The sequence below is a fragment of the Bradyrhizobium sp. SZCCHNR2028 genome (genome assembly GCF_032380995.1).
GTDB lineage: Bacteria > Pseudomonadota > Alphaproteobacteria > Rhizobiales > Xanthobacteraceae > Bradyrhizobium.
The window spans coordinates 34,144-48,778 of the sequence record NZ_JAUHJF010000004.1 but is presented as its reverse complement, the minus strand read 5'-3'; the positions used below and the strand labels follow the sequence as shown (position 1 = coordinate 48,778).

Genomic DNA, 14,635 nt, shown 5'->3' with positions numbered 1-14,635 from the left:
ATCACAAAGGGGGAAACCACATGATCAGACCGGGCACCATCATGGCCGCGACATTCGTTCTCGCCGCTGCAGCAACGCTGGCGCCGCGCGCAGGCCACGCCGAGACCTACGCCTATGTCGGCAACGCCGACAGCAACGACATCAGCGTCTTCAAATTCGATGCTGCCACCGGCGAGATGACCCCGGTGCAGACGGCTTCCTTCGTCGGCGTCGACAAGCCGGGCTCGTCGACCCCGCTCGCGGTCAGCCCGGACAAGCGGGTGCTGATCGCCGGTGTGCGGTCGCAGCCTTACCTCGCGGAGAGCTTCGCGATCGCTGCCAAGACCGGCCAGCTCACGCATGTCGGCAACGGCCCGCTCGCCGACAGCATGGCCAACATCGCCTTCGACCGCACCGGCAAGGTGCTGTTCAGCGCGTCCTATGGCGGCAACAAGGTCGCGGCGAATCCGGTCCAGGCCAACGGCGTGGTCGCCGCGCCGAGCCAGGTGCTCCCGACCGGGCTGAACGCCCATGCCTTCCTGCCCTCGCCCGACAACCGCTTCGTGTTCGCGACCAATCTCGGCTCCGACCAGGTGCTCGGCTTCGCCTTCGACGCCGCCACCGGCGCGCTCTCGGCCAAAGAGGCGCTGACGGTGAAGACGCCGGAGAAGTCAGGGCCGCGCCACTTCATCTTCCACCCGAACAGCAAGTTCATCTACCTCCTGCACGAGCTCAACGCCGATCTCGCCGTCTATGCCTATGATGCCGAGAAAGGCAGCTGGAGCGAGCAGCAGCGCACCACCGCCCTGCCCGCCGGCTTCACCGGCAAACCCTGGGCGGCCGATCTTCACGTGACGCCTGATGGCAGGTTCCTCTACGCCTCGGAACGCGGCTCGAACACGATTGCCGGCTTCAAGGTCGATGCGGCCAGCGGGCGCCTGACCTTGATCGGCAGCGTGCCGACCGAGACCCAGCCGCGCGGCTTCGCCATCGATCCCGCCGGGCGCTATCTCGCCGCCGTCGGCGAGCTGTCGAACGGCATGACGGTGTATCGGATCGACGCCGCCGGCGGCGCGCTGGAGAAGCTGAAGTCCTACGCCGTCGGCAAGAAGCCGAACTGGGTGGAGTTCGTCAGCCTGCCGTGACCGAACGCCAGGGCCGCCGCGAGATCGTGAGTGGCGGCCCGGCGTTTCCACCGGCGCTATCATCCCCTATATACAGCGCATGACCATGCCTGCCGCCCAGCCCGACCGCCATCCCCTCGCCGTTCAACATCCGGAACTCGACGACGCCTCGATCCGCCTGCTGGTCGAGACCTTCTACGGACGCGCACGGGAGGACGAGCTGATCGGCCCGATCTTCAACCGTGCGGTGGAGGATTGGGGCGAACATATCGGCAGGATCAGCGATTTCTGGTCGTCGATGTTCCTGAAGACGGGCCGCTACACCGGCGCGCCGATGCGGCCGCATCTGTTGCTGTCGTTGCGGGGGCCGCATTTCGACCGCTGGCTGCAACTGTTCGAGGCGACGGCGAAGGACCTTCTCGCGCCGGAACTCGCGGAGCTCTTCATCGTCCGCGCCCGCCGCATCGCCGACAGCTTCGAGATGGGCATCGCCAGCACGCGCGGCGACATCGCGCGCCCGCGCCATTCGGTCTGACCTCGGCCGCAAACATGCGAGCGTTCGAGGAGCGGTGATGCGGCCGCTCTGCGCTCAATGGCGCGTCATCGATTGCGCCGGCATGTTGAAGATCGCTTCGGAGAACGGGAACTCCAGCACGATCTCGCCGTCCTCGTCGGTGACCTCGATGACGGCCGTCATCAGCGCCGCGTTGCCGCCTTCGGTACGCAGCAGTTCCTTGATCATGTCGCGCGCGACTTCCCAGGCGCGGTCGGGACTGCGCAGCACCTCGCCGTCGGTATCGGAGACCAGTTCCTCGCCGATCCGTGTGTTGAAGAAATATCTAGGCATCATCAGCTTCCAATGGGGTCGCGCGCTTGGGTTTTGAAGTCTCGAACATCTCACGACTGCTTCATCCGGCCAGCTCAGCCCCTCAAGCTAGGGACCGAATTGTACGGCGTTGCGAAGCCATCGATCACGAATTCGTTGTTTTCGCGGCTCAATCCGACGAAAACGGCAGCAACTCGCATCTGCAACTTCGCACTGCAATAAACAGGCCTGAGAGGCTCAAACAAAAAGATTCCACTGGCGAACTTTTCGTAGCACGGTAGTTTAATGCTGAGGACGATAACCGTCCCGTCTTGAAGGAGAGGACAATGGCCTGGAAAGCACCGAAGATCGTTGAAGTGCCGGTCGGCATGGAAATCAACATGTACGCCTGCGCGGCCCGCAAATAATTCGCGGGTGTGACGTCCAGGTCTCGGCGATCAGGACGTCGACGCTTGAGGGTGGGGATCAGCGACCGCGTATGTGCCAGCCCGTACGCGGGTCGGATGTCCCACCCTCGTCACCTTCCCTGCGGGCGATCCTGGCCGTTGGTCAGCTTGCCTGTCGGTCATCCTGCCGCTGGTAATCGCGTGCGCCACCACAGCTGAATTCCAGGAGACGGCTCATGCTTCGCCTCGTCGTCCTGGGCGCCGCCGCAGGCGGTGGAGTGCCGCAGTGGAATTGCGGCTGCCCCGTGTGTCGTGCCGCGCGCACGGATCATCCCGAGATCAGCAACAGCCAGGCCTCGGTCGCGGTCAGCGCCGATGGCGCCAACTGGTTCCTGATCAACGCCTCGCCCGATCTGCGTCAGCAGGTCACCCGAACGCCGCAACTGCATCCGAAGCCCGGCGCCTTGCGCCACAGTCCGATCGCCGGCGTGATCCTGACCAATGGCGAGATCGACGCGGTCACGGGGCTGCTGTCGATGCGCGAGAGCTCGCCATTTTCGATCCATGCGCATCCCAAGGTGCTTGCGATCCTCAGATCGAACAACATCTTCGATGTGCTGAAGGACGAGACCGTCAAGCGCGTGCCGATCGTGATCGATGTGCCGTTCCGGCCGCTTTTGCAGGACGGCAGGCCCTCGGGCCTGGAGGTCACGGCCTTCGCCGTCTCGGGAACGAGCGCGTGGTATCTGCGCGACAAGCAGCATCCCGGCGGTAGCTCCTCGATCGGCGACACGCTGGGCCTGAAGATTGCCGATCTCGAAGGCGGCCAATATTGCTACGTCATCGCCGCCTGTGCCGGCGTCGACGATGATCTGAGAACGAGATTGAAGGGCGCGCCCCTGGTGCTGTTCGACGGCACGGTGTGGCGCGACGACGAGATGATCCAGGCCGGACTCGGCAACAAGACCGGGCAGAGCATGGGACATATCGCGATGTCTGGAGAAAGCGGCGCGATCAAGTCGCTGGCGGATATCGGGATCGGCAGGAAGGTCTTCCTGCACATCAACAACTCCAATCCGGCGTGGCTGCACGCCTCACCCGAGCGGCAAACGTTGGAACGCGAGGGATGGGAAATCCCCGCTGAAGGGATGGAGATCGAGCTGTGAGTGAGGCGAAACTGAGTGGAATGACGGCGCTGTCGGTCGGCAAGGGCGTGACCTTGAACAGTGCCAGCGAGCTGGAAGCGGCGCTTCGCCATATCGGCGCGACGCGCTATCACAACCTGCATCCGTTTCATAAGCTGCTGCACGGCGGCAAGCTGAACAAGGGCCAGGTGCAGGCCTGGGCGCTGAACCGCTACTACTATCAGTCGACGATCCCAATCAAAGACGCGATGGTGATGACGCGCTTCCGCGATCGCGCCACCCGGCTGGAATGGCGGCACCGCATCGAGGATCATGATGGCGACGTCGGCAGCGAAGGCGGCATCGAGCGCTGGATCAAGCTCACGGAGGGCCTCGGCCTCGACACGGACTATGTCGAATCCACCGAGGGCATCCTGCCCGCTACCCGTTTCGCGGTCGAAGCCTATGTGCATTTCTGCCGCGACCGCACGCCGCTGGAGGCGATCGCCTCGTCGCTGACCGAGCTGTTCGCGCCGAGCATCCATGAAGAGCGTATCTCGGGCATGCTCGAGCACTACAATTTCGTCAACAACGACACGATGAGCTACTTCAAGCGGCGTCTCACCCAGGCGCCGCGCGACGCCAACTTCGCGCTGCATTACGTCAAGGAGCACGCCACCACGCCGGAGCAGCGCGCCGCCGTGTGCAACGCGCTGATCTTCAAGACCAACGTGCTGTGGGTGCAGCTCGACGCGCTGTATTACGCCTATGTCGAAGGCAACATCCCGCCCGGCGCCTTCGTGCCGAAGGAGGGGTAGCCGTGTCCCGTTTGAACCACCGCTCTCGTACCGCGAACGGTGCACTCCCTCCCCCCTTGCGGGGGAGGGTTGGGGTGGAGGGTCCACACGGGAAGTCTTTGCTGGGACCCCCACCCCCGACCCCTCCCCGCAAGGGGGAGGGGAGTGGCATCGTGCTCTGCGCGGCCACCGTGCTTCTTCACGACTACACGACTTAGAGACCCGCCATGGCCCCGCGTCACATCCAAGTCACCGAGACCAGCCGCGTGGTGCTGCCGCGACACACCAAGCTGAAGTTCGACGAGACGCGCCAGGTCTGGGTCATCCTCGCCCCTGAGCGCGTGCTGGCGCCGGACGAGATCGCGGTCGAGGTGCTCAAGCTGTGCGACGGCGCGCGCGCCGTCGCCGGCATCATCGACGATCTCGCGGTGAAATATGCCGCGCCCCGCGACGTCATCGCGACCGACGTCGTCGCCATGCTGCAGGATCTCGCTGACAAGGGATTCCTGACCGAGGTTCGGGAGACGACATCATGACCGAGCTCACCGAGACGACGCCGCAGATCGCCGCGAATGACGGCCTTGCCGTGCTGGAGCGGCGCGGCTCCGTGGCCGAGACCTACGGCATCCCGCTCGCCGTGCTGGCCGAGCTGACGCATCGCTGTCCGCTGCAATGCCCCTATTGCTCCAACCCGCTGGAGCTCGATCGCGCCGGGCAGGAGCTGACGACGGCGGAGTGGAAGAAGGTGCTGTCGGAGCTCGCCGAGATCGGCGTGCTGCAGATCCACTTCTCCGGCGGCGAGCCGACCGCGCGCAAGGATCTGGTCGAGCTGGTGCAGCATGCCAACGACGTCGGGCTCTACACCAACCTGATCACCTCGGCCGTGCTCTTGACCCGCGAGCGGCTCAAGGAGCTGGCCGATGCCGGGCTGTCCCATGTCCAGATCAGCTTCCAGGGCAGCGAGGCCGGCATCGCCGACCGCGTCGGCGGCTACAAGGGCGGCCACGCCAAGAAGCTCGAAGTGGCGCGCTGGACTCGCGAGCTCGACCTGCCGCTGACGGTCAACGCCGTGATGCACCGGCAGAACCTGCATCAGCTGCCTGATATCATCCGGATGGCGGTCGATCTCGACGCCGACCGGCTCGAGGTCGCCAACGTGCAATATTACGGCTGGGCGCTGAAGAATCGCGCCAGCCTGATGCCGACCTACGCCCAGCTCGAAGAGACAGACCGCATCGTCGAGGACGCCCGCGAGCGGCTGAAGGGCACGCTGACCATCGACTACGTGGTGCCGGACTATTACGCGCTGCGGCCGAAGAAATGCATGGGCGGCTGGGGCCGGCAGTTCTTCAACATCTCGCCCTCGGGCAAGATCCTGCCCTGCCACGCCGCCGAGAGCATCACCGGCCTCGACTTCATGTCTGTCCGTTCGAACCATTCGATCGCCTGGATCTGGCAGAACTCCGAGGCCTTCAACCGCTACCGCGGCACCGGCTGGATGAAGGAGCCGTGCAAATCCTGCGAGTTCCGCGAGATTGATTTCGGCGGCTGCCGCTGCCAGGCGTTCGCGCTGACCGGCGACGCCGCCAACACCGATCCGGCCTGCACCTTGTCCCCGCTGCACGAGAGCATCTTCAAGCAGGCCGAGCGTGACGCGGCCTCGGGCCAGGACCGCTTCCTGTATCGCAACTTCGCCGGCGGCACGCCGGAGAACGGCAACGATGCCTGACGCCGAAGCCGGCCGCGCCTCCGCGCACCGCAGCGATCCGTTCATCCCGCTGACGTCGGAATGGCTGGATGTCTCCGGCGGTCACCAGATCTATGTCGAGAGCAGCGGCCGCGCTGGCGGCATTCCCGCGGTTTATCTGCACGGCGGGCCGGGCTCCGGATGCCAGCCGGATCACCGCCGGCTGTTCGATCCCGAGCGCTTCCACGCCGTGCTGTTCGACCAGCGCGGCGCCGGCCGTTCGCGTCCTGCACGCAGCCGCGACAACAACACCCTGCCCGACCTGATCGCCGACATGGAGGCGATCCGCGAAAGATTCGGTTTCGAGCGCTGGATCGTCGCCGGCGGCTCCTGGGGCGCCACCTTGGCGCTGGCTTATGCGCAGGCGCACCCGACGCGCGTCACGGGGCTGGTGTTGCGCGCGACCTTTTTCGGCACCCGCGCGGAGGTGGCGACCGCCTTCGGCGAGACGCTGGCGCGCTTTCACCCGGCCCTGCACCGCGACTTTCTGGAGCTGCTGCCGGAGAACGAGCACGCCGATCCGTGCGACGCCTACTTCCGGCGCATCCTCGATCCCGATCCGGCGATCCATGGCCCTGCCGCCCGCGCCTGGCACGATACCGAGCGCGCGCTGTCGGAGGTGAAGCCCGCGCGCGCCCGGCTCGATCGCCTCGCCATCCGCTCCGGCACCGCCTTGCCGGCGACGCCGTTCATGGAGGCGCACTATTTCTCGCACGACAGCTTCATGGCGCCGGACCAGTTGCTGCGCAATGCGAACAGTCTCAACGGGATTCCCGGAATCATCGTGCAGGGCCGCTACGACCTGCTTTGTCCGCCGGCGACCTCGGCACGGCTGGCGGAGGTGTGGCGCGACGCCGAAATCCGTGTCGTCGAAGCCGCAGGTCACAATCTTTATGACCCCGGCATCCGCGATGCGGTCATGAAAGCCATCTCCGACATGGCTAAGCGCACGACCGCGCCTTAAACATGTGATCGTCTCCCCTCATTCCTGAGGAGCCATGCGCAGCATGGCGTCTCGAAGGATGAGGCCGATCCATCCCGACCTCATGGTTCACCAGGCAATGCGCAAGCATTGTCCGCGAGACGCGCCCGAGGGGCGCTCCTCACCATGAGGAATTGGCCGCCAAACTAAGGACATCTGCAATGCCCATCGCCGGGAAAGGCATGCTGTTGACATCGATGAATATCGATGCCGCTGACGAAGCCGACTTCAACCGCTGGTATGACAGCGAGCATCTCGAAGAGCGCGTGGCCATCCCCGGCTTCATCGAGGCGCGGCGCTATGTCGCCGAGCAGGGCAGCCCTAAATATCTCTGCCTGTATTCGACCGAGACGATCGACGTGCTCGACAGCGCGCCCTATCGCGCCCGGCTGGAGTCGCCGACGGAATGGTCGAAGGCAGTGATGGCGCGGTTCAAGAACATGATCCGCAGCGTCGCACGCATCACGATCTCGATCGGCGCCGGTCGCGGCGCGGTGCTCGGCATCATCCGCCTGCGGCCGAAGCCGGGACAGGACGGGGCGCTGCGCGACGCGCTGCAGATCGAGCTCGATCCGAGCGAGGTCAAGGGCGTCATCTCGATGCACCTGCTCGAGGGCGATGCTGATCTCTCCGGTCCGGCAGCCGGGGTTCCTGCGAGCTCGCGCGATGCCGACTGGTTCATCCTCATCGACGGCGCCGACAGTCATGCCATCGCGACCTTGATGACCACGCGCTTCGCGGCCATCGACGGTCCGCTGGCGACGCAGATCTCGGCCGGCATCTACAGGCTGATGTGGGACCTGAGCCGCGCGGACATCGCCTCTGGCTGAGCGCGCATTGTTCTGCATCAATGACGCGAGCGTGCAACCGGCAGATGCAGCCGCTCGCCACAATGCCGCAACGCAACATTCGATGGCATCATCACGCCCGCAATGCGGCGCCGCACACTGTGCACGAAGGGCAGCTTTGCAAATTTGCCTTTGTGTGCGCCTTGGAATGGCTCTAGTCTGATAAGACTATTCAATTGAGCCATTCAAAAAACAGAAGGGCGACGAACAGGACCTGCTCCGGACTCCCAATCGATCCCCAGCCGATCCTGAACAAGCAGTCGTCCTCACGTCAGGAAGGCCGCGCGCTCATGGTTCGCCGCGCGGACAGGGTATGAATGAGAGCGACTGATATCTCGGCCCCCGACTACTTTCACAAAGTAGTCGATTGCCAATGGGCTTGTCCCGCACACACTCCGGTCCCCGAATACATCCGCCTGATCGCCGAGGGTCGCTACAGCGACGCCTACATGATCAATTGGAAATCGAATGTATTCCCGGGCATTCTCGGACGCACTTGCGATCGCCCTTGCGAGCCCGCCTGCCGACGCGGGCGCGTCGAGGAAAGCCCGGTCGCGATCTGCCGCCTCAAGCGCGTTGCGGCCGATTTCAAGGACGACGTCCATCAGCGCATGCCGCGCCCTGCCCCGAAGAACGGCCGGCGCATCGCGCTGGTCGGCGGCGGCCCGGCGTCGCTGACCGTGGCGCGCGATCTCGCGCCGCTCGGCTATCACTGCACCGTGTTCGACGCCGATCCCAAGCCCGGCGGCATGATGCGCTCACAGATTCCCAAGTTCCGCCTGCCCGACAGCGTCATCGACGAGGAGACGGGCTACGTGCTCAGCCTCGGCGTCGACTACAAGGCCGGCCATCGTATCGACAGCCTCAAGAAGCTGCTGGCCGAGAACTATGACGCCGTCTTCATCGGCTCCGGCGCGCCACGCGGCCGCGAGCTGAACATTCCAGGTCGGGAGGAAGCGGCGGCCAACATCCATCTCGGCATCGACTGGCTGTCCGGTGTCTCGTTCGGCCACACCGACAAGATCGGCAAGCGCGTGATCGTGCTCGGCGGCGGCAACACCGCGATGGATTGCTGCCGCACCGCACGCAGGCTCGGCGGCGAGGACGTCAAGGTCATCGTGCGCTCCGGCTTCGAGGAGATGAAGGCGTCTCCGTGGGAGAAGGAGGACGCGCTGCACGAGGACATTCCGATCCTCAATTATCTCGTTCCGATCGCGTTCCACCATGCCGCCGGCAAGCTGACCGGCATGACCTTCCAGAAGGTGAAGGCGGAATATGACGCCAACGGCGGACGCTCGCTGGTGCCGTCCGGCGAGCCCGACGAGACCTATCCCTGCGACGACGTGCTGGTCGCCGTCGGCCAGGAGAACGCATTCCCCTGGATCGAAGCCGATTGCGGCATCGAATTCGACAAGCGGCACATGCCCAAGGTCGATCCGACCACCTTCGTCTCGACCAATCCAAAGGTGTTCTTCGGTGGCGACGCCGCGTTCGGGCCGAAGAACATCATCTGGGCGGTCGCACAGGGCCACGAGGCCGCGCTGTCGATCCATCGCCTGCTCTCGGGCGAGGACATCACCGAGCGCCCGCTGCCCGAGGTGCACATCTCCTCGCAGAAGATGGGCATTCATGAATGGAGCTATGACAACGACATCTCCTCCGACAAGCGCTTCAAGGTGCCGCATCGTGACAAGGTCGTGGCGCTGAAGGACATCCGCACCGAGGTCGAGCTCGGCTACGACGTCAAGCTCGCGCTCGGCGAGGCGCATCGCTGCCTGAATTGCGACGTGCAGACGGTGTTCTCCGACACGCTGTGCATCGAATGCGACGCCTGCGCCGACATCTGTCCGATGGATTGCATCACCTTCACCGACAATGGCGAGGAGGCGGATCTGCGCGCGCGGCTGAAGGCGCCCTCGCTGCATCCCGACCAGAGCCTCTACGTGTCCTCGGATCTGAAGACCGGGCGCGTGATGGTGAAGGACGAGGACGTCTGCCTCCATTGCGGCCTATGCGCCGAACGCTGCCCCACCGGTGCGTGGGACATGCAGAAATATTTCATCGAGACGACCCACGCAGGTAACGCATGTCCCAGCAAGCGCCGCTCAGCAGCGTAAACGACTTCGTCGTCCGCTTCGCCAACGTCAACGGCTCCGGCTCGGCCAGCGCCAATGAGCTGTTCGCGCGCGCCGTGCTCCGTCACGGCGTGCCGGTGAGCCCACGCAACATCTTCCCGTCGAACATCCAGGGCCTGCCGACCTGGTACGAGGTGCGCGTCACCGAAGCGGGCCATCTCGGCGCGCGCGGCGGCGGCACTGATTTGATGGTGGCGATGAACCCGCAGACCTGGGACAAGGACGTCGCCGGTATCGCGCCGGGCGGCTATCTGTTCTACGATTCCACCAAGCCGATGCCGGCAACCAAGTTCCGCGACGACATCACCGTCATCGGCGTCCCGCTGACCGCGATCACCAACTCGACCTATTCGGATCCGCGCCAGCGCCAGCTGTTCAAGAACATCATCTATCTCGGCGCGCTCTCAGCGCTGCTCGACATGGATCCGAAGCTGATCGAGCAACTGATCGGCGAGCAGTACAAGGGCAAGGAGAAGCTGCTCTCCTCCAACGTCCACGCGCTGCATCTCGGCCGCGACTGGGCGCTGCAGAATTTGAAATGCCCGATCGGCCTGCGCATCAAGAAGGCCGACAAGGTCGGCGACCGCATTTTCATCGAGGGCAACAACGCCGCCGCGCTGGGCGCCGTGTATGGCGGCGCCACGGTCTGCGCCTGGTACCCGATCACGCCGTCGTCTTCGCTGGCCGAAGCGTTCAGCAACCACTGCAAGAAACTGCGGCACGATCCGGAAACCGGGCAGGCCAAATACGCGATCGTGCAGGCCGAGGATGAGCTCGCCTCGATCGGCATGGTGGTCGGCGCGTCCTGGAACGGCGCCCGCGCCTTTACCACGACATCGGGCCCCGGCGTTTCGCTGATGACCGAGTTCATCGGCCTGTCCTACTTTGCCGAGATCCCGGCCGTGATCATGAACGTGCAGCGCGCCGGCCCCTCAACCGGCATGCCGACGCGGACGCAGCAATGCGACCTGATCGCCTGCGGCTATGCCTCGCACGGCGATACCAAGCACGTGATGCTGTTCCCCGAAGATCCGGCCGAGGCGTTCGAGTTTGCCGCTGCGGCGTTCGATCTTGCCGAGCGGCTGCAGACCACGATTTTCCTGATGCTCGACCTCGACATCGGCATGAACCAGCGGCTGTGCCGACCGCTGAAGTGGGACGATGCCAAGCAGTATGACCGCGGCAAGGTGATGACGGCGGAGATGCTCGACGAAGGCCGCGACTTCGGCCGCTATCTCGACGTCGACGGCGACGGCATTCCGTTCCGCACCTACCCCGGCACGCATCCGACGAAGGGCTCCTACTTCACCCGTGGCACGTCGCGTGACCGCTACGCGCGCTATTCCGAGGAAGGCGCCGTCTATGCCGACAACGTGCAGCGCCTGCTGCGCAAGTTCCAGACCGCGCAAGACATGGTGCCGCGGCCGTTGCAGGCCAATGCGAGCAAGCCGACCAGATATGGCGTAATCTATTTCGGCTCGACCGCGCCGGCGATGGACGAGGCGATCGGACTGCTGGAGGCGCGCGGCTGCCAGCTCGACCGGCTGCGCATCCGCGCCTTCCCGTTCCATTCGAGCGTGGCGAGCTTCATCGCCGAGCACGATTTCGTCTATGTGGTCGAGCAGAACCGCGACGCGCAGTTGCGCCAGCTCATCGTCACGGAGAACGGCATCGACCCGGTCCGCCTGGTGCCGATCCTGCATTATGACGGCACGCCGATCACGGCGCGCTTCATCGCCGATGCTATCGGCGACCACCAGGACCACATCAAGGTCACCCCACTGCGCAAGGCCGTGTCATGACGTACTCTCCGCTCTCTCCGCCGTCATGCCCGGGCTCGACCCGCCTGCGCGGCCGTAGCTGCTTCGGCGCGGCGAAGGCCCGGGCATCCACGTCTTTCCTCTCGGCCCCGACGTGGATGGCCGGGACAAGCCCGGCCATGACGATGCCGGGTGATGCGAGGCTCTCATGACCTACATCGCAAAGCCGAAGTTCCAGCATCCGGGCATCAAGAAGAACGCGCTCGGCTACAGCCATCGCGACTACGAGGGCAAGATTTCGACCCTCTGCGCCGGCTGCGGCCACGATTCGATCACGGCCTCGATCATCGAGGCCTGCTTCGAGCTGTCGATCGAGCCGCATCGCGTGGCAAAAATCTCCGGCATCGGCTGCTCGTCGAAGACGCCGGACTATTTCCTCGGCAATTCGCACGGCTTCAACACCGTGCACGGTCGCATGCCCTCGGTGCTGACCGGCGCCAACCTCGCCAACCGCGAGCTGATCTATCTCGGCGTCTCCGGCGACGGCGATTCCGCCTCGATCGGCTTCGGCCAGTTCGCCCACGCGATCCGGCGCGGCGTGAACATGACCTATATCGTCGAGAACAATGGTGTCTACGGCCTGACCAAGGGCCAATTCTCGGCGACCGCCGACCGCGGGTCGAAGTCGAAGAAGGGCGTCACCAACACCGACAATCCGATCGACCTGGTTGGCATCGCGCTGCAGCTCGGGGCCACCTATGTGGCGCGGTCGTTCTCCGGCGACAAGAAGCAGCTGGTGCCGATCATCGAGGGCGCCATCCAGCACAAGGGCGCGGCGTTCATCGACGTCATCAGCCCGTGCATCGCGTTCAACAATCACGCCGGCTCAACCAAGAGCTTCGACTATGTCCGCGAGCACAACGATGCCGTGAACCGGCTCGACGTGCTGACCGGACGCGATCCGATCGAGATCGACCAGGATCCGGGCACGGTGCAGATCGTCGAGCAGCACGACGGTTCCAGGCTGGCGCTGCGCAAGATCGACGCCGACTACGACCCGCACGACCGGCTCGGCGCCATGACCTTCCTCCAGAAGCATGCCGCGCAAGGCCAGATCGTGACCGGGTTACTCTATGTCGACCCTGAGGCCGACGATCTGCACAGCCACCTCAACACGGTGGAGCGCCCGCTCAACCGGCTGGAGGCGGTGGATCTGTGCCCGGGGCAGTCGGCGCTCGACAAGATCAATGCGAGTCTGCGCTAGCAGACCGCTGCGTGGAGAGCGTGTGCTCTGTAGCCGTCCTTCGAGACGCCTGCCTCCGGCGGGCTCCTCAGGACGAGGGCGGAGTGCATTGCGCCCGCTTCTGGCGGGGCTATCGCATTTCACAATCGGAGTTTTGCGCTTCTCTATCTCCACGTCATGGCCGGGCTTGTCCCGGCCATCCACGTCGTTCGGCACGCTGAGAACCACGTGGATGCCCGGGACAAGCCCGGGCATGACGGAGTAACTAACTGGCAGATCGTTCGTTGCGACAGCTCGGCATATCCTGGTGAGCCGCGCCCTCGCTCCTCATCGTGAGGAGCGCCGCAGGCGCGTCTTGAACCATGAGGCCCGTCATCGTTTATGACGATTGCGGCCGCAGCGCGCTCGCCCAAACGCGATCGAGCTGCGCGATCGCCTCTGGCAGCGGCAGCGCCGAGAGCGCGTCGTCGCCACCACTCACAAGCCCAAACTCGCGCAGCCGCAGCAGCGCCTCATCGATATTGAACGCCCGACCCAGCCCGAACATCTGCTGTAGCAACTCCTCGACATGGCTGCCCAATGCAGCACGCGAGAGCGGCACCGACGCCAGCAGCAGGCCGCCATAGGCCAGCATCGCTTCCTTCCAGTCCTGGTCCTCGGCCTCGCCGATCAAATAGTTGAAGATGCCGGAATTGTTGTTGACGTTGCGGAAGTAGATGTTGTCGGTGACCTGCTTCTGATGGATCAGCGACTGGCGATGGAAGTTGCCCCATTGCCGCAGGATGAAGGCGCCGAGCGCGAACAATCCCGACAGCGCCGCCAGCGCCTGCTCCGTATCGTTGTCGTGCACGGTGCCGCTGAGGCCGAGATAAAAGCCGGCGACGATGAACAGCACGGTCAAGGTCGAAGCCAGCTTGAGCAGGATCGGTACGCCGCCGACGAGCGCCGGCACGCCCAGCGTCAGTTGCTCGCGCAGGCCCATGACGACGCGGACGTTCGGCAGCAGCGCCTCGAGGTCGAAGCGCGCGATGTGGCGGAAATATTTGAACAGCACCGCGCCGCCGCGGATCTTGTTGCGGCCGCGCCAGGCGGCGGCCTTGCTCTTCTTCTTGACCGGCTCGTCGGGCTTGGTCGCGACCATCAGCACGATGTCGTCATAGACCTCGATCTCATGCTTGCGCCGTCGCAGCCCATACAGCATGGGGACCTCGATCATCTCCTGATGCTGGCCACGCCGGAACATCCGTACGGCACGATAGTCGGAGATCGGCGCCTTCAGCTTGACCCGCACCAGCGCATGCTCGGCAAAGGCGCGCTCGATCTCGCCATGGCTGATCTCGATGAAATTGGCCTCGCCGAGTACCCGCACGACTTCGTCGGCGAGGCTGCGATAGGCCGCGTCGAGATCCTCCGGCGATCGACGGCGGCCGACCGGCACCTCGGGATCGAAGTCGAAATAGGCGTCGCGGAACCGATCGAGCTCGTCGAAATATTGATGGTGCAGAATCGCGCCGAGCATACGCGCCAGCTGCCGCAGCTCGCTGGCCTGGGCGTCATCGACATGGCCGTTCGAGATCAGGCCATCAAGAATGTCCGACTTGCGCAACGGAATGAACCGGTCCCGCCGCTCCGCCGCCGCCGTCTTCCCTGGTCCGACCACGCCTCTCACGCCCGAGCTTCGATC

14 protein-coding genes are annotated in these 14,635 nt (G+C 64.7%); 12 read left to right on the top strand and 2 right to left on the bottom strand.

The window, feature by feature from the left end:
- The first annotated feature begins 20 nt into the window (after nt 1-20).
- Both QX121_RS08450 and QX121_RS08445 read left to right on the top strand, forming a co-directional pair.
- Entirely contained in the window at nt 21-1,124 is a 1,104-nt protein-coding gene (locus tag QX121_RS08450) for a lactonase family protein (RefSeq protein ID WP_315811659.1), read from the top strand.
- A 79-nt stretch (nt 1,125-1,203) separates the two neighbouring features.
- Nucleotides 1,204-1,638 carry a group III truncated hemoglobin gene (locus QX121_RS08445; protein WP_315811658.1) on the top strand — a complete coding sequence of 145 codons (435 nt, stop codon included), beginning with the start codon at nt 1,204-1,206 and terminating at the stop codon, nt 1,636-1,638.
- Nucleotides 1,639-1,692: 54 nt separating this feature from the next.
- On the opposite strand, the gene QX121_RS08440 is transcribed toward QX121_RS08445, so the two are convergent.
- Nucleotides 1,693-1,950: a DUF6894 family protein gene (locus QX121_RS08440; RefSeq protein WP_315718026.1), complete on the bottom strand. Its 258-nt coding sequence runs from the start codon at nt 1,948-1,950 to the stop codon at nt 1,693-1,695.
- Nucleotides 1,951-2,255: 305 nt separating this feature from the next.
- On the opposite strand from QX121_RS08440, the gene pqqA reads away from it, so the two are divergent.
- The 10 genes from pqqA to QX121_RS08390 all read left to right on the top strand — a co-directional run bounded on the left by pqqA (nt 2,256) and on the right by QX121_RS08390 (nt 12,972).
- Nucleotides 2,256-2,336: a pyrroloquinoline quinone precursor peptide PqqA gene (pqqA, locus tag QX121_RS08435; RefSeq protein ID WP_012029362.1), complete on the top strand. Its 81-nt coding sequence runs from the start codon at nt 2,256-2,258 to the stop codon at nt 2,334-2,336.
- A gap of 215 nt (nt 2,337-2,551) precedes the next feature.
- The gene (pqqB, locus tag QX121_RS08430; protein ID WP_315811657.1) at nt 2,552-3,481 is read left to right on the top strand and encodes a pyrroloquinoline quinone biosynthesis protein PqqB; all 930 of its coding nucleotides are present in this window, start codon (nt 2,552-2,554) and stop codon (nt 3,479-3,481) included.
- A gap of 20 nt (nt 3,482-3,501) precedes the next feature.
- Entirely contained in the window at nt 3,502-4,257 is a 756-nt protein-coding gene (gene pqqC / locus QX121_RS08425) for a pyrroloquinoline-quinone synthase PqqC (RefSeq protein ID WP_409999327.1), read from the top strand.
- Nucleotides 4,258-4,463: 206 nt separating this feature from the next.
- Nucleotides 4,464-4,772 carry a pyrroloquinoline quinone biosynthesis peptide chaperone PqqD gene (pqqD, locus tag QX121_RS08420; protein WP_315811655.1) on the top strand — a complete coding sequence of 103 codons (309 nt, stop codon included), beginning with the start codon at nt 4,464-4,466 and terminating at the stop codon, nt 4,770-4,772.
- Nucleotides 4,769-5,965, top strand: coding sequence for a pyrroloquinoline quinone biosynthesis protein PqqE (gene pqqE, locus QX121_RS08415; RefSeq protein WP_315811654.1), 1,197 nt, complete (start codon nt 4,769-4,771; stop codon nt 5,963-5,965). Before pqqD ends, pqqE begins: the two co-directional genes overlap by 4 nt.
- On the top strand, nt 5,958-6,947 hold the full coding sequence (gene pip / locus QX121_RS08410; RefSeq protein ID WP_315811653.1) for a prolyl aminopeptidase: 990 nt from the start codon (nt 5,958-5,960) through the stop codon (nt 6,945-6,947). Before pqqE ends, pip begins: the two co-directional genes overlap by 8 nt.
- Nucleotides 6,948-7,126: 179 nt before the next feature.
- The gene (locus tag QX121_RS08405) at nt 7,127-7,795 is read left to right on the top strand and encodes a DUF4286 family protein (RefSeq protein ID WP_315811652.1); all 669 of its coding nucleotides are present in this window, start codon (nt 7,127-7,129) and stop codon (nt 7,793-7,795) included.
- A 335-nt stretch (nt 7,796-8,130) separates the two neighbouring features.
- Nucleotides 8,131-9,930: an FAD-dependent oxidoreductase gene (locus tag QX121_RS08400; RefSeq protein WP_315796661.1), complete on the top strand. Its 1,800-nt coding sequence runs from the start codon at nt 8,131-8,133 to the stop codon at nt 9,928-9,930.
- A complete protein-coding gene (locus QX121_RS08395) occupies nt 9,900-11,750 on the top strand; it encodes a 2-oxoacid:acceptor oxidoreductase subunit alpha (protein WP_315738643.1) in 1,851 nt (616 codons plus the stop codon). Before QX121_RS08400 ends, QX121_RS08395 begins: the two co-directional genes overlap by 31 nt.
- Before the next feature lie 166 nt (nt 11,751-11,916).
- Complete coding sequence (locus QX121_RS08390) at nt 11,917-12,972, top strand: 2-oxoacid:ferredoxin oxidoreductase subunit beta (RefSeq protein ID WP_315811651.1); 1,056 nt, start codon at nt 11,917-11,919, stop codon at nt 12,970-12,972.
- A gap of 358 nt (nt 12,973-13,330) precedes the next feature.
- Here QX121_RS08390 and QX121_RS08385 read toward each other — a convergent pair whose 3' ends face one another.
- Nucleotides 13,331-14,611, bottom strand: coding sequence for a TMEM143 family protein (locus tag QX121_RS08385; RefSeq protein WP_315811650.1), 1,281 nt, complete (start codon nt 14,609-14,611; stop codon nt 13,331-13,333).
- Nucleotides 14,612-14,635: the final 24 nt, after the last annotated feature.

Coding starts and splice junctions, on each gene's coding strand:
- QX121_RS08450 (WP_315811659.1), top strand. CDS start 21: ATGATCAGACCGGGCACCATCATGGCCGCGACATTCGTTCTCGCCGCT.
- QX121_RS08445 (WP_315811658.1), top strand. CDS start 1,204: ATGACCATGCCTGCCGCCCAGCCCGACCGCCATCCCCTCGCCGTTCAA.
- QX121_RS08440 (WP_315718026.1), bottom strand. CDS start 1,950: ATGCCTAGATATTTCTTCAACACACGGATCGGCGAGGAACTGGTCTCC.
- pqqA (WP_012029362.1), top strand. CDS start 2,256: ATGGCCTGGAAAGCACCGAAGATCGTTGAAGTGCCGGTCGGCATGGAA.
- pqqB (WP_315811657.1), top strand. CDS start 2,552: ATGCTTCGCCTCGTCGTCCTGGGCGCCGCCGCAGGCGGTGGAGTGCCG.
- pqqC (WP_409999327.1), top strand. CDS start 3,502: ATGACGGCGCTGTCGGTCGGCAAGGGCGTGACCTTGAACAGTGCCAGC.
- pqqD (WP_315811655.1), top strand. CDS start 4,464: ATGGCCCCGCGTCACATCCAAGTCACCGAGACCAGCCGCGTGGTGCTG.
- pqqE (WP_315811654.1), top strand. CDS start 4,769: ATGACCGAGCTCACCGAGACGACGCCGCAGATCGCCGCGAATGACGGC.
- pip (WP_315811653.1), top strand. CDS start 5,958: ATGCCTGACGCCGAAGCCGGCCGCGCCTCCGCGCACCGCAGCGATCCG.
- QX121_RS08405 (WP_315811652.1), top strand. CDS start 7,127: ATGCCCATCGCCGGGAAAGGCATGCTGTTGACATCGATGAATATCGAT.
- QX121_RS08400 (WP_315796661.1), top strand. CDS start 8,131: ATGAGAGCGACTGATATCTCGGCCCCCGACTACTTTCACAAAGTAGTC.
- QX121_RS08395 (WP_315738643.1), top strand. CDS start 9,900: ATGTCCCAGCAAGCGCCGCTCAGCAGCGTAAACGACTTCGTCGTCCGC.
- QX121_RS08390 (WP_315811651.1), top strand. CDS start 11,917: ATGACCTACATCGCAAAGCCGAAGTTCCAGCATCCGGGCATCAAGAAG.